The organism is Variovorax sp. Root473, assembly GCF_001426505.1.
In the GTDB taxonomy this organism is placed as follows: Bacteria; Pseudomonadota; Gammaproteobacteria; order Burkholderiales; family Burkholderiaceae_C; genus Variovorax.
In genome coordinates, this window is the sequence record NZ_LMEV01000017.1 from 1729299 (window position 1) to 1746187 (window position 16889).

The following is a 16889-nucleotide window of genomic DNA, read 5'->3' on the forward strand; positions in this document are numbered from 1 at the left end:
AAGGCGGAAGGCAAGATTGAAGGGCGCGGCACCACGGTGCGCGCAAAGCCAGTCTGCACATGGGTTTGGGGCAGCACGCGCCACAGGGTGGCTTCGTGCCGCCAACAGCGCAAATGCCATGCAGGCATTGGGAACACCGTGTGCCGCATCCGCTCGGGCGCGATGGGCTTGGCTGGAGGCGCATCATGAGCCAGCGCGGAAACTCGGATGGTGATGACCGTTTCCGCGTGCGGCCAGGCAAGCCGAAGCAGCGCGGCGACACCTTCATTGCGCAGGTGCTGCGTCAGACCAGCAAGGCGGCTGGCGTTACAGGCGGCAAGCGCGGAATGGGTGGCAAGGTGAGGGGCAAAACCACCGGCAAGGCGCCTGGTTCTCGTCTGGGGCGCGGGCATACGGCGGCGAGCTTCACGGGCCAGTCCTTGACTGCCTATTCACGCCGGGCCACGGTCAAGGTTCGGCTGGTGTATTTGCAGCAGGCCAGCGGCAAATCGACGGTGCAGCACCTGCGTTACATCGGGCGCGAAGGCGTGGATCGCCAGGGCGAACAGGGACGGGCCTATGGGACCATCACCGACGAGGCGGACACGGCAGCTTTCGAGGAACGCGGGCGGGGCGACCGTCACCAGTTCCGCTTCATCGTCTCGCCCGAGCATGCCGACCAACTCGAAGACCTGCGCACCTATACCCGCCACCTGATGCAGCGCATGGAGGCTGATCTGGGCACCCGGCTGGACTGGGTGGCGGTGGATCACTGGAACACCGACAACCCGCACACCCACGTCGTGCTGCGCGGCAAGGACGATACGGGCAAAGACCTCATCATCTCGCAGGAGTACATCACCCGCGGGATGCGCGAGCGGGCGATGGAGCTGGCCACCGAATGGCTCGGGCCACGCACCGAGCTGGAGATCCAGCGCACTCTGGCCCGCGAGGTGGAGCAGGAGCGCTGGACTTCTCTGGATCGAACCTTGCAGCGTGAAGCGGTAGAGGGATTGGTGAAAATCGAACGCTTCAATGATCCCAAGCTGCAGCGCCAGCGCCTGCTGCTGGTCGGGCGACTGCAACGGCTTCAGCGCATGGGCTTGGCGACGGAAACCCAGCCTGGCACCTGTGCCGTCCACGCCGAAGCTGAGTCCACCCTGCGGGCGATGGGCGAGCGCGGCGACATCATCCGCACCATGCAACGTGCGATGGGCGGCAGGCAGCGCGACCTGGCCGTGTTCCAGCCGGCCGAAGATGGGCACTCCATCATCGGCCGCGTAGCGGGCAAGGGGCTGGCCGACGAACTGTACGACCGGGGCTATCTCGTGGTCGATGGCATCGACGGCAAGGCGCACTACGTCGCGCTGTCGCCCAGGACGAAACTGGAGCAGTATCCGATGGGCGCGGTGGTCGAGGTGAAAGGCTCTGCCGAGATACGGGCGGCGGACAAGACCATCGCCGCGATGGCAAGCAATGGCCTGTACCGCACCGACCATCACCTTGCCATCGCGCAAGGGCAGACTGTCCCTGGCCGCGATCCGCAAGAAGTCGTGGCAGCCCATGTCCGGCGCCTGGAAGCCCTGCGCCGGGCTGGCATCGTGGAGCGCGTGGCCGAGGGGCTATGGAAGGTGCCGGACGACCTGCCCGAGCGTGGCCGCCAGTACGACGCGCAGCGCCTGGGCGGCGTGGCCGTGGAGCTAAAATCGCACCTGCCCATTGAGCGTCAAGCTCGCGTCATCGGCGCCACCTGGCTCGACCAGCAGTTGATCGGCGGCGGCTCCGGCTTGGGTGATTTGGGTTTTGGTAGCGAGGCCAAGCAGGCAATGCAGCAGCGTGCCAACTTCCTGACGGAACAGGGGCTGGCCGAGCGGCGCGGGCAGCGCGTGATCTTGGCGCGCAACCTGCTGGGCACGCTGCGCGACCGGGAACTGACGCTCGCCGCGAAGGACATTGCCGCCGAAACCGGCTTGGGGTATCGCCCCGTGGCTGACGGCCAGCGCGTGGCCGGCATCTACCGGCGCAGCGTGATGCTTGCCAGCGGACGCTACGCACTGCTCGATGAGGGTATGGGGTTCAGCTTGGTGCCTTGGAAGCCGGTGCTTGAACAGCGGCTGGGGCAGCAACTCGTCGCCACAATGCGAGGCGGGAGCGTGTCATGGAAGATCGGGCGACGGCGCTACCTGTCCATCCAATGATGAATGGAGCAAATCAGAGATTCAACACGCCCCCTCATTCGGGCCAGCAATCACTGGGATTTTACCGTGTGTTGGCTTTGATACCGAGGTGATGGACTGCACAACTCTCTCCGTCTGTTTGTGACAGAGGGCTGACTTCAAAGCTTTGCTACTACCGTACGCAAGTGAGGCACGTTTCGGCAATTCCGGTGTGTTTTCTTCTAGTATTCTTCTACCAACAATGCACGTATCTGTTGCAGCGCAGCAGGATCGTCCATGGTGGTGAGGTCACCCGGATCGCGCCCCTCGCACACGGCCTGGATGGCGCGGCGCAACAGTTTGCCGCTGCGGGTCTTGGGTAGCACTGTCACGAAGCGCACCCGTGCCGGGCGCGCCACGGCACCCAACTGCTCGTCCACCCGCTTCATGATCTCGCCCTCCAGCTTGAGTTTCGAGGCATCGTCGTAGAGCGAAGAACTGTCCTTGGCCACCACGAAAGCCATCGCCACCTGCCCCTTGAGCTGGTCGGCAACCCCTACCACCGCCACCTCGGCCACATTGGCGTGGCTGGAAATGCTTTCCTCGATCTCCCGCGTGCCCAGGCGGTGGCCCGCCACGTTGATCACATCGTCGGTGCGGCCCAGGATGTAGAAGTAGCCATCCTGGTCGCGAATGCCCCAGTCGAAGGTGCTGTAGACCAGCTTGCCGGGAATGCTCTTCCAGTAGGTGTTGACGAAGCGCGCGTCGTCCTTCCAGACCGTCTGCATGAAACCCGGTGGCGTGGGCCCTTCGATGACGACCACCCCTTTCTCATCGGCACCGGTGAGTTCTTCGCCGGTGGATTCGTGCAGCAGCTTGACGCTGTAGCCATACATCGGCACACCCGGGCTGCCGAACTTGCTGGCTTTCTTCTCGACACCGTTGGCGATGGTGAGAATGGGCCAGCCGCTCTCCGTCTGCCAGTAGTTGTCGATGATGGGCACCCCCAGGCTGTCGCTGATCCAGCGCGCGGTGGGTTCGTCCAGCGGCTCACCGCCCAGGAACAGGGCCTTGAGGCTGGAGAGGTCGTACTGCTTGAGGTAGGCCGGGTCCTGCTTCTTGAGCACGCGCACGGCGGTGGGCGCACTGAACATCACCGTCACCTTGTACTTCTCCACCAGGCGCCACCAGATGCCGCCATCGGGCCGGATCGGCAGGCCTTCGTACAGGATGGTCGCCATGCCCGCGATCAGCGGGCCGTAGACGATGTAGCTGTGCCCCACCACCCAGCCGATGTCGCTGGTGGAGAAGTAGGTCTCGCCGGGTTCGCCCATGAAAATGTGCTTCATGCTGGCGGCCAGGGCCACGAGATACCCGCCCGTGTCGCGCTGCACGCCCTTGGGCTTGCCCGTGGTGCCGCTGGTGTAGATGGTGTAGCTGATGGCGGTGGACTCCATCCACTCACAGGGCACCTGTGCGTCCAGGTGCTGCTCGCGCAGGGCCGCGTAGTCGTGGTCCCGCCCGGGCACAAGGCTCATCGGCGCCAGGCCACGGTTCACCATCACCACCGACGCTGGCTTGTGGGTGGACAGCCGCAGCGCTTCGTCCAGCAGCGGCTTGTACTCAACCACCTTGCCGCCGCGCGATCCGGCATCGGCGCTGACGATGGCCACAGGGGCGGCGTCATCGATGCGGTTGGCCAGCGAATGGCTGGCGAACCCCCCGAACACCACCGAGTGGATGGCGCCAATGCGCGCACAGGCCAGCATCGCGAAGGTGGCCTCGGGAATCATGGGCATGTAGATGAGCACGCGATCGCCCTTCTTCACGCCCTGCCCCAGCAGCACCGCCGCCATGCGCTGGACCTCGGCATGCAGCTCCCGGAAGCTGTAGGTGCGCTCGGTGTCCGTTTCGGTGGACACGTAGATCAGCGCGTTCTGGTCTGCGCGGTCTTTCAGGTGCCGGTCCACCGCGTTGTGGCACAGGTTGGTCAGCCCGCCCTCGAACCAGTGCGCGAACGGTGGGTTGTCGTGGTTGCACACCCGGTCGAAGGGCTTGTGCCAGTCCACCAACCCGGCCTGTTCGGTCCAGAAGGCATCACGGTCGTCGATGGAGAGATTGCGAAAATCATTGAATCTCATCAGGATGTACTAGGTTAAGTTAAGTATGACGTCACTGGCCGCCAAAGCTGTACCAACGAACTTGTTCTAAATCAAACAGAACGACCACACATCTGCGTCTGCCTTGAGAGCGAACATTTTCTTAATCCGATCTGAAGTAGAAGTAATCAGAGCACCCCTCTGCCGCTCAATTGGCGTCGACAGGATCATCCCTGCTTACCTCAGGAAAAATCCAGATCGAAAACACCATAAACCCGCCCAAGAAAAATGCAGCCCAACCAGCCGTTCGAAGATCAATCGAAAACTCATACAAACCTATCACCCCGAAGAGCATCAAAATCAGTATGGAAATAATTACTTTGAATTTAGTTGGCATTTAATCACTCCGGATATTTGGCAGTCATGTTAGAAGCTTGCCGATTTCACAACGCCATCATTTGAATTGGGTGTACGAACTGTTTTTCGAAGATCTTGCTTCAAATAACGCGTGCTGTAGCCGTTAAAGATATGACCCCAAAATCCTCTTTTGAGATCGGAGGTTCCAAACAACCAATCAAAAATAGGGGTTCCGATACCCATATTAACTTCCATCATCAATGGATGATCGTGATGCGCCGTATGATGCCGGCGCGCAGTATTAATAATCGGCGTATTTCGAATAAGCCAGTTGTCGTTCACATGGCATGAGAAATGAACGAGTTCATAGAACATGTAGCTACCCGTCAGCGCGGCCATCAACAGCCAGCCGAAATTAGGGGAGAGAATCCAGCCAGCGACGAGCGATGGCACGAGAGACAGCAAGGTAAGCACGATCATTGTGAAAGGGGGAAAGAACGTTACACGCCAATCTCTATGATCCGCGAAACGCATTTCTTCGCGCGTAAAGAACTGATGATGCATCAATGTGTGTCGCACATAGAGCGCCCGGAAAATGACGTTCTTGCGAGGCCGATGCATTACATGCGCATGCAGCAAGTATTCGGTGAGTTGATAAGCCATGAAACCCAATGGCAAGGCCAGCCATTCCCACAGTTGGACGTTGCGAAGATTGGCAGCATAGATGTAGAGCGCCGTGAAACCGCTGATGGCAATGATCGCCAAGTGCAGCCAACCGTGGTACCANTGAAGCTCCATGAAAACCTCCAATTAAATTCACCCCAACAGGGGCATGCCTGCCAACAACACTCGATTTCAGCCGCAGTCAATACCTTGACTTGCTTCGTAGCCAGTTTTCAATATCTGCGGAAGCAATGCTCCACTCATTATCAAAATTTGCAACCATGACCTTCATGAAAGATTCGCAAGAATCAGCGGAAAGATTCAAGTCACCGGTGTGATCCAAAAGAAGAGCGAAAGCCAACTGCCGCGGCTCGGCACCTTCGTACCCCCATTCGAACCCCATTTCCGCATAGCGACGCAGGTCGGTCCGGTCAGGCAACAATTGGCCATCGGCGAGCACTTTAATTCCATCGATAGTTCGATCGCCCGTATATGTCTTCATATCTCGCCCCTGGTCAAGTTTGAGGTTCCGCATCCACGGCACCCGCGATAATTTTCATAACCTCCACGTCCCCGAGAGCTCCGCTCAACGAGCCCGTGTAAATAATTTCACCGCGCTCAATCACCACTAGTTTATCTATGTAATCTGGAACATGATGCAAATTGGATTCAGCCATCACAATGGCTTTCCCAGATTGGCGAATCGCGGCGACTCCCTCCGCTACAAGTGGAATGATGGCGGGTGAGAGACCTTCAAAAGGTTCGTCGAGTAAAAGGAGTTCTGCGTCGAGAGCCAATGCGCGGGCGATAGATACCATCTTGCGCTCGCCACCCGAAAGCTCTGCCCCCCCGCGTTTACGGTATCGTTCCAGCTTGGGGAAAATACGATATGCTTCCGAAATGCGCTCCGCAGCAGGTCTGCCACAGGTACGAGTCCACGTCGGAAGTTCAATGTTTTCCTCGACCGTGAGGTCGGCATACACTTCCGATTCTTCAGGGGAAAAGCCAATGCCCAGTTGCGCAATCTGCCATGTGCTCAAGCGCGCAAGATCTTTATCTTCCCACGAGATGCGCCCGGAAACGGGCCGAAGATAGCCCATCAACGACCGAAAAGTGGTGGTCTTTCCCGCTCCATTTCTGCCGAGAAGACATACCAGTTCACCGGCGCGAACCTCAAGACTGATACCTCGAAGAATTCGACTTCCCTGGATGTCCACGGTCAGTTCGGACACGTTCAGCATGGCTGGTGTTCCCCCTCGTTTTTTTTCTGACTACTGTGGACAGGGCCGATCACTGCTTCAAGCATCAAGGAGTCCTTAAAGAAAACATCCGGAGACATATCTCCAATCACACGCCCTTCCTGAAGCGCGATCACCCGATGCGAGTAACGTGCGACCAGTGTCATGTCATGCTCGACTTGAATGATGGCGCTCACCCCTTCCGAGCGTGCCGCCTTCACTAACAGTTCCATAATCCCGTATTTGTCTCCACTTGAGACGCCCGAAGTAGGTTCATCTAAAAGGATGGCCTTAGGACGAAGTGCAAATGCGCTGGCGATATCAAGGAGTTTTTTCTCTCCTTGTGAGAGAGAACCAGCTCGTTCAAAAAGCTTGTGATGCAAGCCAAGTGTTCCAGCAATATGCTGAACTTCGTCCTCGATCTGAGGATCTTTGGTCAATGTTCGTAATGGATTCGAAGCTCTACGCAACCTTGAACTTACAGCAACTGCGATCGTCTCCCAAACGCTCACCTCTGGAAAAATATTGACCAGCTGGAATGAACGGGCCATGCCCATCGCAGCCAACTTAACCGGACCTACTCCAGCAATACTATTTCCCATGAAATGCACCGTCCCTTGGGAGGGGGCCGCCAACCCCGTCAACACATTGACGAGTGTGGTCTTCCCTGCTCCATTCGGGCCGACTATTGACACGAATTCACCGCCTCCGATCTCCAAAGACACATTCTTTAGAGCTTGGTACGATCCATAAGATTTGGATACATTGCATGCGCTCAACATGGCACTCATTGGGCATCTCCCCTTACACGACGTTGCAAGTGATTGGAAATCGTGCCGATCAATCCTTCTGGAAGCACAAGCACGAGAAACACCAACGTAGCACCCAACATAAATCTCCAGTAGGCCGTACTCGATACCAGTACTTCATGCAGCAGAACAAAAATGAGCGCCCCTACCCCAGGCCCCACAAAGGTTCCAGCCCCCCCAAGAATCATCATGAAAATAAGATTGCCTGACTGAGGCCAATACGCAAGCTCCGGATCAGCAAGTCCAGTGGAAACCCCCAACATCGCGCCAGCGATTGCACCGAAAACGCCAGACACTACAAAGGCAAACAGTCGGAGGCGATAGACACGTACGCCAAGGTACCGAGCCTTGCTCTCATTGTCTCTAATAGCGCGCAGCTGGAGGCCAAGAGGCGAACTGACGATGCGCCAGGTGAGCAATCCGAGCAGCACATAAACTATCAAACAGTAGTAATAGAACGGACCACTGAGAAACTGAGTCGCAGTCATATCCCAATCCTGCCCCAGTAACATCGGCCGCAGGACACGCATACCTTGATCACCTCCTGTCAAGTTGTAGAACTTGAACAGGAAAGAGTGAAGAAGCATGCCAAACGCAAGTGTGAGCATGCCAAAGAAGATATGTGTGAAACGGACACAGAGAGCACCAATCGCCAATGCGAATAGTCCTCCCAAACTCGCTGCTGCGATCAAGATCAACTCAAAGTGGAGAACGCCCGCCTGGGTCGCTGCGGCCGCCACGTATGCCCCTACAGCCAAGAACATTGCATGGCCAAAGGACAGCAACCCCGTGTAGCCAAACAGAAGATTCATGCCGAGAAGAGCGATTCCAAATGCCAAGGCAGGCATAAGCATCACGGTGCTGTACGGCGTTAGCATCAAAGGTGCAATTGCAAGTCCAGCTAGCAACACAACAAATGGAATAACGCCGTTAAGCAACCGCGGCTTCGGCCGAGGCCGAATTCTCGGAGAAATTACGTCAAATACTGCGCTCAAGATGCGCTCCTTCCAAACAATCCAACAGGGCGAATCAAGAGGACAACAACGACAACTAGATAGATGGAGAGAATCTCCACTTCAGGAGCTAACGAAACTGCGAACGCCCGCATGAGCCCGACAATGATGGCGCCAACAGCAGCCCCAGCCATGCTGCCCAAGCCCCCGATCACAACAACTGCAAAGGCCTCCACCACGAGTTCAGCGGCCATGGTCATAGAGGCAGCCGAAGTGGGAATAACCAATGCCCCACCCACAGTTCCTAGAATGCAGCCCAGCGTAAAAACCATTGTGAATACTTTGGATGAATTAACACCCAATGCTTCAGTCATGTTCCGATTTTCAGCCGTAGCCCGTACGATCCGTCCAATACGGGTTCGCTTGAGTGACAATCCTAAAATCATTGCGATTAGGATGCTCGCTCCAATGACAAGAAAGTTATATACAGGGATCTGCAATCCACTTATGTCGATCGTTCCATATATTCCATATAGAGAGCTGTCCATTGATCTCGGTGCAGCACCCCAGAAAAAACGAAAAACATCCTGGAACATCAGCAAAAGACCAAAGGTCAGCAAAAGTTGATAGCTAGGGTCTCGCCTATATACGGGACGTAACAACAACTCTAACGGAGCTCCGACTGTTCCAACGAGTACACCAGACAACACAAGTGCTGGAACAAGAAAAATCATCGGCATTTGCCATTGGTGCAAGAGGCCGACAGCCGTAATAGCAAAAAACGCTCCCAGCGCATAGAACGAACCACAGGCAAGATTGACGACCTTTTGAACGCCAAAGATGAGTTGCAGACCGCAGGCGACAAGAAACAAAATCGCGGCTTGGAAGAGACCGGCTAAAAAGAGGTTGGCATACTGCATTGAAGCATCCATTTCATGCGTGTACGGAATTTTTAACTTAGCGGAGTACGCTTAAAGCACACTCCGCTAACGAATAATTACACGCGGAAATCTGCAGTCTTGATCCATTTCCAGTAGTCTGCGCCTGCAGGCTTCTGCAATTGATCAGAAAACGCGGCGGTAATATCGGACAGCCCCGGGTACTCATGCTGAGTACTGTTCTTACTGAAGCCTTGGTAGAACATCTGTTCGGCAATCTTGTCGGCCCGATAACGCCCTCGGCCACCTAGACTTTCGATGTCGTTTCCGGCAATGGCATCAGCGATCTCATCAGTTTTTGGCCAGCGGCCGGCAGCCTTCGCCGCCTTCTCGACACCGGCTTTGTAAGCCATCAGATTGAAGTAGGCGCGGTCAGCCGATGTGGTCGGAATGGCCTTGTAGCGGTCCCTGTATTCCGCAACAAACGACTTCTGCAATTCGGATGCTCCGGGCAAGTCAAAGTAGAAGGTGTTCTGCCCCAGCAATGCACCCTCGGGAACGAAACTGGACCGCAGGTCATTGATTTGACCACCCGCCACGGTCGACACGATCTTTGCGTTGGCCAGCAGACCTGCCGCGGAGGCCTGCCGAAGAAAGATAGGAAGATCGGAGAGGAAGAGCGAATTGAAAATCAGATCAGGCTTGGCGGCGTTCAATGCCGCCACGTTCGTCGTGAGATCGGTGGCACCAACCCGGATCCATTGCTCAGAAACAACCTTGGCCTCGATGTCATAGCGAGACAACAACGTCTTGAACGTTTCCCAGCAGTTTCGCCCATACGAATAGTCGGAATTCACTCCTGCAATAGTTGCGAACTTACCTTTGAAGCGTTTGATGGCCATGAGCGAACTCATCACTGCTTCACACTCGTTGTCAGTCGACCGGAACACAAAACGAGTTTTTGGCATCGACTCTTGCACTCCGTTTTGTGTCGTTCCATCCCAGCACTGGAGCAGAACACGCTCATCCTCTGCGACGGGGGCGACTGCCAGAGTAACGCCGGTAGAAATCAGTCCATGAATGGCGTCCACCTTCTCCTGCAGTGCCAGATGGCGAAACCGCTCAACTGTGTCCTTGGGAGTGGTCTCCTCCTGAATGACGAGCTCCACTTTCCTACCTGCAATCCCCCCCGACCGGTTGATTCGGTCCACCCCCCACCGAACGGCTCGAATGCTGTCCTCCCCCATGAAGGCAGCCACCCCTGATCGCGGCGCCAACAGGCCAAGACGCAGAGGTCGGTCCTGCGCAAACAGAGGCCCACCCACAGATATCGCCGCCGCACCCAGGGTTGCTTGGGTAAAAGTGCGCCGACTTAACTTCATTTTGTCTCCTTTGCATGACACAGATAGATGAGGACCAATCGATGTCATGCAGTTTCGCAGTCATATGCCAACTTGCATGACACAAGTATATTACATGAGCGGCAAAAGTATCTCATAGAGGGTTTTCCCTTGAAATGAGGTACTAAGAGGATGTGCGGCCGAGAGGTGGCCCCATCGGTCTGAACACGAGTCGGGCGACGACAAGTGGAACGCTGCCGGGGTTGACCGCAGTGCAGAGATGTCCACGGTGGCGGGCGGGCGTCGCTTGCGCGAACGCACGACCGACGCGGTGGGCATCTCGTGTGACCGCCCATGCTGATGGCGATGCCCTCGCCCTTGAGCCGCTCGGTGAACACCATGCTGGTGAACTGCGAACCCTGGTCGGTATCGAAGATCTCCGGCTTGACGTGACGCGCGATCGCATGGTCGAGCACGCGCACGCAGAAGTCCGCTTCCATCGACATCGACACGTCCCTGGCCGGGACCTTGCGGCTATGTCAGTCAATGATCGCGGCCAGGTACACGAAGCCGCGTGCCATCGGGATGCAGGTCAGGTCCATCGCCCAGACCTGGTTCGCACGCTCGATCGCCAGGCCGCGCAACAGGTACGGGTAGATCACACATGCTGCGGCTCGTGTTGGGCTTGCTGTACAGCGCCTTGATGCCCATGCGCCGCATGAGGGGCGCCACGTGCTTGCGCCCGACCTCGAAGCCTCGTGCCTTGAGCATGTGGCGCGGCATGCGGCTGCCGGCGAACGGTTGACCTCCAGCGCCACCTTGGCCTTGAACGCCGGTGAGAAGTTCCGGCGTGGTCTTCTGCTCATGCTCTCGCTCCATGTCAGCCCGCTCTTCGCGGACCGCTCACAGGGCAGAGTTTTCACTCATCGCCGTGTTCAGATTTCCGGGGCCACCTTTGTGGTCCAGCGGCGCAACAAGAACGTGGCGGCGGTGGCACTCGCCAGCAAGAACGCTCGAATCGTCTGGGCGTTGCTGGCCCGTGATCGGCGTGACGAGACGGGTTACAGGAAGGCGGCCGAGGTCGCGTGATCGAACCTTTGAAGTTTCCAACTTCTTGCTGTACGCGAAATCGAGGCAGGGTCAAACTGCCTGACTTAATCTCCGCGCGCCGGGGCCAATTCGCAGCACCAAGGTACCCAAGTTCTAATTGGTGATGGTCTCTCGCGCAAAGCTCTCGATGTAGTCAACAAGACGATCGGAGGCCGCAGCGGCATCCTTAGAGTGACCCCTGGCTATCGCCTCGGCCATTTTTGAATGCAATGTGGCCGCCAGCGGAAGATCTCCAACCCTGCGATAGTGCTCGAACCAGAACCTGCGCGATAAACCGCGCATGAGCGCCATCGTCTTGGTTATGAACTCATTGCGAGCCGCTTTCCACATGCACTCATCGAGTTCTCGATCTAGCTGAGCAAAAAGCCCTTCGTCGCGCGCGCTAGCTGCATGAAGCAGAGAAGCGCCGATCTGGGCAAAATGCGCCCTCTCCTCCTCTGTTGCCCGCTCTGCTGCGAGTTGTGCGAGAAGACGTTGCACTTCCCTTCGCAACTCCAGCAATCGGAGTTGGGTGCGAATATTGGTTTCGGAAACAAGAACCCCTCGCTTGGGGAGGACCACAACCAGTCCCTCTCCGGCGAGACGCTGGAGCGCCTCTCTGATTGGTGTTCTACCAATTTCCAGCAGTTCCGACAAACCATACTCAGAAAGCACCACGCCTGGTGCTAGCTGCAGAGTAATGATCATCTCCTCAAGCCTCTTATAAGCCTGCTCGGCCAGAGTCGGCGCTTCAGTTCGGTTGGAGTTGGATTTTTGTCTCCTAGAGGAAACAGCGAGCGACTTCTTCATGCAATGCCTTTGCCGGTATAAAACGAGCCCTTCGTCAGCGCGATGGGGCAAAAAACAAGTTGTGTCCTGTTGACATGCTAGCTGAACTTGGACAGCACATGGTCCTCGGCCGCTTCGCAGTGCCCTTGCTCTGGGTCCACTGTATCTGGTCCGTTGTCCGCGACCTCTGCATCACCTACGCGAGGAAAGGTCTGCGCAACGTGATTCGCAGCGCCGATTCGGAAGCATCTTGACTACGCCACGCTACGCATGGTTGCTTCAAATCACTGCCCGTACGCGGCGCTACATGATGGTTTCGGTGCCCTTCGAGGCCGCCCCGCATAAGGCTGCGGACGCACTCATCCCTGCGCGCCCCATCAAGCTGCGCCGAGCCATCCACAGGTTCGACAGCGCGAACAGCGTGACGATCTGAACTGTGTTCTTCGCCAGGCCGCGGTACCGCACCTTCGTGTAGCCGAACTGCCGCTTTAATACACGGAACGGGTGCTCGACCTGGGCTCGGATGCTCGCCGTCAGCTTCTCCGCCTGCTCTGCCAGGAAGTCGGGCTGCAGGAATGGGTTCAGCTTGCGGCGGTCGCCGGCGCGCATCGCCACGTGCCACTGCAGCCCCTGAGCCTCGCCGCGCTTGTGAACGCCGCGGTAGCCGGCGTCGCCGAAGGCGACCTCCTCAACGCCGTGCAGCAAGCTGCCTGCCTGCGTCACGTCGTTCACGTTGGCCGACCAGCCCACGACGCTGTGCACCAGTCCCGACTCTGCATCGACGCGTTCTTCGTCGAACTCGGCGCTGCGATCAGCGTGGCGTCGACCACCTTGCACTTCTTCATCAACAGGCCCTTGGCCTGCAGGATGTCGTTGACCACTCGCAGCATGTCGGTCGCCAGGTCGTGCTTCTCCAGCAGGTGGCGGAACCTCAGGATCGTCGTCTCGTCCGGCAACCGCGCCACGTCGCCTGGCTTGGCGAACTCGCGAAACACGGGCATGTCGTGCAGCGCCTCTTCCATCGCCGGGTCGCTCAGCGCGAACCACTGCTGGAGGTAATGAACCCGCAGCATCGTCTCGATGGCAAACGGCGGCCGGCCCGTCTTCGCCTTCAGGTAGTACGGCTTCACGATCTGCACCAGCGCCGACCACGGAACCACGCGCTCCATCTCCTCCCAGAACTCCCGCTTGCGCGTCTTCTTAGTCGACAGGTTCAGGCCCAGTCCGAGTTGCTTCATGCCGCAGATCATCGCAGGGCGCTGCCGTTCACGCTACGCGGCCAGCGCCTGAGTTTTGCAGACATTCCCTAGAGCCCGAATGACGTAAGCGGCGGCAAGCGAGAGTCAGCCTCGACTCGCGTCAAGCTTCTTAGCCAGCCGACAACGGAATCTTGCTGACATCTTGAATATTACCGAGATATGTGTAAGATGCTAGACGGCCGAGACTCTGAACCCCCTCTGCCCTTTTCATATTGCAAGGAGACGTGTATGAGATTCACTGGAAAAACTGCTTTCGTGACAGGCGCCGCGAGCGGCATTGGTGAAGCCACAGCAAGGATGTTTGCGCGCGAGGGCGCGCGCGTGGTCATCGCTGACCTACTAGAGCAAGAAGGCCAAGCAGTCGCACAGTCGATTACCGAGGGGGGTGGCGAAGCATGCTTCGTCAAGCTAGACGTCACTGAAGAGGAAAACTGGAAGGAAGCCCTTCAGAAGGGGGAGCAATCCTTCGAAGCCATTCATATCGTTGTAAGCAATGCCGGCATAAGCGGTATGGTTCCTGATCATGAAAAGGTCGACTATCTCGACCGACTGACGTCAATCCATATCCGCGGCACCTTCCTAGCCATCCGCCATGGCGCCCGCGCCATCACTCGTGCAGGTGGGGGATCAATCATCACGATTTCCTCCATCGCAGCGTATGCAGGCATGCCCGGTCTCCACATGGGCTATTGCGCCGTGAAAGCCGGGGTGTTGGCCATGACGCGCTCTGCTGCAGGCGAGTACGCAAGATCAGGGATCCGGGTAAACGCCATCGTTCCCGGTCTTCTGCCCCCCATGCGAACCTCAGTGGTGTCCGCTGATCCCAAAATGCGGGAAAAGTTCTTTGAAACCGTTCCACTGGGCGGCACCGGTAAGCGAGAAGACGCCGCGAACGCAATCTTGTTTCTTGCATCAGAAGAGGCTGGGTACGTGACTGGCGCCGAGATACTGCTGGACGGCGGCTTCTTGGCATATCGATACTGAGTCTCGCCCCATGAACACCTTTGTGATGGTCCATGGGGCCTGGTCAGCAGGTTGGGCGTGGTGGCGAATGCACTCTCTCTTTTTGGCAGCGCATCACCGACTCCTGACGCCAACCTGTACGGGGCTGGGTGAACGCTCGCACTTGCTTGGACCTCGTATCGACCTGCATATGCACGTCGATGATGTCGTCCGTGCTATCGAGTCGGAGAACCTCAACCATGTCATCTTGGTCGGGCACAGCTATGGGGGAATGGTCGTGACTGGTGTGGCCGACAGAATCCCCGATCGGATTCAACAGTTGATATACATCGACGCACTACTACCGGAGTCCGATGAGTGCGCATTGGATCTCATGCCAAAGGCTCAGCGAGCCGCCATCCTGGAAGACGTCAAGAACAATGGATTCGGTTGGCTGGTCCCCCCAAGCCCACTTCCGCCGGACACCCCTGACCATGATCAAAAGCTCGCCCAAGGGAGGCGCGGACCGCAACCCCTTGCTACGTTCACATCTCCTCTATGTCTAGCGGGAGAAGCTTCAAACATCCCTTCTGCGTATATTTACTGTACGAAGACTGGTCTGTATGACACCTTTGGTCTTTCGGCGTCCCGCGCTCAAGCCCGAGAAGGGTGGAAATATTATGAGCTGCCTGCTTCGCACAACCCCCACATCACCATGCCAGAGCAACTCACCACCTTGCTCTTGTCAATTGCCGATTTAACCAACTAAAAGGCTCCTCCTCGAGTATCGACGGAGTGTGTCTGCGGCCATCGTTGCACACGTAAGGCCAGGCTCTCAACGATTCGGGAAATGCAATCGTGGCGGGGCGTCATGATCGCTCCGATTTTCATCCGATCTACATCTGTACGGGACGCCAATCGTCGTCCACACAGATCGTTGTGACGAGATTGAGCATGGAGGCTCTGCGATGAAGATGCATTTTGAGAGGGCACTATATGGAGCTTCGTCATCTGCGTTGCTTCTTGGCCGTTGCTGAAGAACTCCACTTCGCACGAGCAGCGGAGAGGCTGCACATTGAGCAGTCGCCTCTGTCGCGCGCTATCAAGGAGTTGGAGGTGGAACTCGGGGCGGTGTTATTTGCTCGCACCACTCGCAGCACTCGATTGACGCTCGCTGGCCGACTGTTCTTGGAACACGTGCGTCGCGTGTTCACTGTCTTGGAGCAAGCCCGCGATAGCGTGAAAGCGGCGGCCAATGGTTTCCATGGGCAATTGCGAGTGGCATTGTCGGACGGCATCACACCGTCGCGCCTACCGGCTCTGCTGGCGCTATGCCGACAAGAAGAGCCTGAACTTGAACTCCGATTCTTCGAGGTACCGCTATCACAGCAGATCAAAGGTCTGCACGACGATCTGTACGACGTGGGGTTTGCGCAGTCTGATGAAGTAGGTGACAGCATCGCCGCCATACCTGTATGGCGAGACGCGCTCATAGTAACGGTGCCAGCCCGGCATCCGCTGCTTGCGTACAAGCGCATTCCTTTGGAGGAGTTGCTGCGCTATCCGCTGGTTCTATGCGATCCACAAGTTTGCGAAGGCCATGCCAGATTCGTAGATCGTGTGCTACGCCGGGCCGGCACGGAGCCGTTGGTCGCAGAACGGGTTGCTACGTGCGATCTGATGATGGTGCTGGTGTCGGCTGGCCTGGCGCTTGGGTTTACGGGTGCCGCGCGCATTGCCGCTAACCCTGACGCAGGTGTGGTGGCCCGACCGCTGGCATTGCGCGTGCCGCCGCTGACAACTTACCTACTGTTCCCCGAAGGCGAGCCGTCCGATGTTCTGGCCCGGTTCATTGAGCGCGTGCAGGCCATTGAATCTCCGGAACCCCCAAGGCCCAAGCCGGGCCATCATTCCGATCCCTTGGAGGAATCCACGCCATGAAGAAGCTCATCCAGTTCCTGCTGGTGGCCGCGCTGACTGCCTGCGGCAATTCCGAGACGCCACAAACGACCAACGTTCCGGAGGCGAATATCCCGACGGTGGAAGAACTGGCGGCCAACCCCGAACGGCTCAAAGAGCTGCGCCAACAATGCAAGACGGATCGCCCCAAGCTGGGCGACGTGCTGTGCAATCGGGTAGCCGAAGCCACGCGCAAGCGGTTCTATGGCGACGGTGAAACGCCGTACACACCACCGAAGGAATCAGCCAAGTTCTGATCGTTGGCGGTTCGCAGCATCGCCTCAATATTTCTGCTCGACACGCCGCAATGCGTTATCGCTTGCGGTGTTTTTCATTGGTTCGCCCCTGCACTAATTCTGTCTTTTTGCTCGACCTTTCT

At 57.5% G+C, this 16889-nt stretch carries 15 protein-coding genes and 3 pseudogenes; 6 read left to right on the forward strand and 12 right to left on the reverse strand.

Annotation, left to right across the window (positions count from 1 at the left end):
* Positions 1-185 precede the first annotated feature (185 nt).
* Complete coding sequence (locus ASD34_RS21510) at positions 186-2177, forward strand: relaxase/mobilization nuclease and DUF3363 domain-containing protein (RefSeq protein WP_056581648.1); 1992 nt, start codon at positions 186-188, stop codon at positions 2175-2177.
* Positions 2178-2377: 200 nt separating this feature from the next.
* On the opposite strand, the gene ASD34_RS21515 is transcribed toward ASD34_RS21510, so the two are convergent.
* The 10 genes and pseudogenes from ASD34_RS21515 to ASD34_RS28360 form a co-directional block, all read right to left on the reverse strand.
* Positions 2378-4276, reverse strand: a complete 1899-nt coding sequence (locus ASD34_RS21515; RefSeq protein ID WP_056581650.1) for a propionate--CoA ligase — start codon at positions 4274-4276, stop codon at positions 2378-2380.
* A 166-nt stretch (positions 4277-4442) separates the two neighbouring features.
* Positions 4443-4631 (reverse strand): hypothetical protein, encoded by a 189-nt coding sequence (locus ASD34_RS27640; protein ID WP_081266257.1) that lies wholly within the window; start codon positions 4629-4631, stop codon positions 4443-4445.
* A 29-nt stretch (positions 4632-4660) separates the two neighbouring features.
* On the reverse strand, positions 4661-5377 hold a 717-nt coding region (locus tag ASD34_RS27235; protein ID WP_157609749.1), incomplete at its 5' end, for a sterol desaturase family protein.
* 79 nt (positions 5378-5456) lie between these two features.
* Entirely contained in the window at positions 5457-5756 is a 300-nt protein-coding gene (locus tag ASD34_RS27240; protein ID WP_082548887.1) for a DUF6166 domain-containing protein, read from the reverse strand.
* A 13-nt stretch (positions 5757-5769) separates the two neighbouring features.
* Positions 5770-6495: an ABC transporter ATP-binding protein gene (locus ASD34_RS27245; protein WP_081266255.1), complete on the reverse strand. Its 726-nt coding sequence runs from the start codon at positions 6493-6495 to the stop codon at positions 5770-5772.
* Positions 6489-7283 (reverse strand): ABC transporter ATP-binding protein, encoded by a 795-nt coding sequence (locus tag ASD34_RS27250; protein ID WP_066123746.1) that lies wholly within the window; start codon positions 7281-7283, stop codon positions 6489-6491. Before ASD34_RS27250 ends, ASD34_RS27245 begins: the two co-directional genes overlap by 7 nt.
* Positions 7280-8296 carry a branched-chain amino acid ABC transporter permease gene (locus tag ASD34_RS21520; protein WP_056581651.1) on the reverse strand — a complete coding sequence of 339 codons (1017 nt, stop codon included), beginning with the start codon at positions 8294-8296 and terminating at the stop codon, positions 7280-7282. The genes ASD34_RS27250 and ASD34_RS21520 overlap by 4 nt, the downstream gene beginning before the upstream one ends.
* Entirely contained in the window at positions 8293-9174 is an 882-nt protein-coding gene (locus tag ASD34_RS21525; RefSeq protein WP_056581653.1) for a branched-chain amino acid ABC transporter permease, read from the reverse strand. The genes ASD34_RS21520 and ASD34_RS21525 overlap by 4 nt, the downstream gene beginning before the upstream one ends.
* A gap of 77 nt (positions 9175-9251) precedes the next feature.
* The gene (locus ASD34_RS21530; protein WP_056581658.1) at positions 9252-10514 is read right to left on the reverse strand and encodes an ABC transporter substrate-binding protein; all 1263 of its coding nucleotides are present in this window, start codon (positions 10512-10514) and stop codon (positions 9252-9254) included.
* Between the two features lie 305 nt (positions 10515-10819).
* A pseudogene (locus ASD34_RS28360) lies at positions 10820-11273 on the reverse strand (transposase); the annotation flags it as partial.
* A gap of 156 nt (positions 11274-11429) precedes the next feature.
* On the opposite strand from ASD34_RS28360, the pseudogene ASD34_RS27655 reads away from it, so the two are divergent.
* Positions 11430-11561: pseudogene (locus ASD34_RS27655) on the forward strand (IS110 family transposase); the annotation flags it as partial.
* Positions 11562-11675: 114 nt separating this feature from the next.
* Here ASD34_RS27655 and ASD34_RS21540 read toward each other — a convergent pair.
* Positions 11676-12371 carry a GntR family transcriptional regulator gene (locus ASD34_RS21540; protein ID WP_082548890.1) on the reverse strand — a complete coding sequence of 232 codons (696 nt, stop codon included), beginning with the start codon at positions 12369-12371 and terminating at the stop codon, positions 11676-11678.
* Between the two features lie 282 nt (positions 12372-12653).
* A pseudogene (locus tag ASD34_RS21545) lies at positions 12654-13588 on the reverse strand (IS5 family transposase).
* A gap of 249 nt (positions 13589-13837) precedes the next feature.
* Here ASD34_RS21545 and ASD34_RS21550 point away from each other — a divergent pair.
* The 4 genes from ASD34_RS21550 to ASD34_RS21555 all read left to right on the forward strand — a co-directional run bounded on the left by ASD34_RS21550 (position 13838) and on the right by ASD34_RS21555 (position 16767).
* Positions 13838-14593 carry an SDR family NAD(P)-dependent oxidoreductase gene (locus ASD34_RS21550; RefSeq protein WP_056581660.1) on the forward strand — a complete coding sequence of 252 codons (756 nt, stop codon included), beginning with the start codon at positions 13838-13840 and terminating at the stop codon, positions 14591-14593.
* Between the two features lie 10 nt (positions 14594-14603).
* On the forward strand, positions 14604-15320 hold the full coding sequence (locus ASD34_RS27255) for an alpha/beta fold hydrolase (protein ID WP_082548893.1): 717 nt from the start codon (positions 14604-14606) through the stop codon (positions 15318-15320).
* A gap of 227 nt (positions 15321-15547) precedes the next feature.
* Positions 15548-16492 (forward strand): LysR family transcriptional regulator, encoded by a 945-nt coding sequence (locus ASD34_RS27260; RefSeq protein ID WP_066123738.1) that lies wholly within the window; start codon positions 15548-15550, stop codon positions 16490-16492.
* Positions 16489-16767 (forward strand): EexN family lipoprotein, encoded by a 279-nt coding sequence (locus ASD34_RS21555; protein ID WP_056581661.1) that lies wholly within the window; start codon positions 16489-16491, stop codon positions 16765-16767. Before ASD34_RS27260 ends, ASD34_RS21555 begins: the two co-directional genes overlap by 4 nt.
* Positions 16768-16889: the final 122 nt, after the last annotated feature.

Coding starts and splice junctions, on each gene's coding strand:
- ASD34_RS27260 (WP_066123738.1), top strand. CDS start 15,548: ATGGAGCTTCGTCATCTGCGTTGCTTCTTGGCCGTTGCTGAAGAACTC.
- ASD34_RS21550 (WP_056581660.1), top strand. CDS start 13,838: ATGAGATTCACTGGAAAAACTGCTTTCGTGACAGGCGCCGCGAGCGGC.
- ASD34_RS21510 (WP_056581648.1), top strand. CDS start 186: ATGAGCCAGCGCGGAAACTCGGATGGTGATGACCGTTTCCGCGTGCGG.
- ASD34_RS21555 (WP_056581661.1), top strand. CDS start 16,489: ATGAAGAAGCTCATCCAGTTCCTGCTGGTGGCCGCGCTGACTGCCTGC.
- ASD34_RS27255 (WP_082548893.1), top strand. CDS start 14,604: ATGAACACCTTTGTGATGGTCCATGGGGCCTGGTCAGCAGGTTGGGCG.
- ASD34_RS21525 (WP_056581653.1), bottom strand. CDS start 9,174: ATGCAGTATGCCAACCTCTTTTTAGCCGGTCTCTTCCAAGCCGCGATT.
- ASD34_RS21540 (WP_082548890.1), bottom strand. CDS start 12,371: ATGAAGAAGTCGCTCGCTGTTTCCTCTAGGAGACAAAAATCCAACTCC.
- ASD34_RS27640 (WP_081266257.1), bottom strand. CDS start 4,631: ATGCCAACTAAATTCAAAGTAATTATTTCCATACTGATTTTGATGCTC.
- ASD34_RS21515 (WP_056581650.1), bottom strand. CDS start 4,276: ATGAGATTCAATGATTTTCGCAATCTCTCCATCGACGACCGTGATGCC.
- ASD34_RS21530 (WP_056581658.1), bottom strand. CDS start 10,514: ATGAAGTTAAGTCGGCGCACTTTTACCCAAGCAACCCTGGGTGCGGCG.
- ASD34_RS27245 (WP_081266255.1), bottom strand. CDS start 6,495: ATGCTGAACGTGTCCGAACTGACCGTGGACATCCAGGGAAGTCGAATT.
- ASD34_RS27240 (WP_082548887.1), bottom strand. CDS start 5,756: ATGAAGACATATACGGGCGATCGAACTATCGATGGAATTAAAGTGCTC.
- ASD34_RS27250 (WP_066123746.1), bottom strand. CDS start 7,283: ATGAGTGCCATGTTGAGCGCATGCAATGTATCCAAATCTTATGGATCG.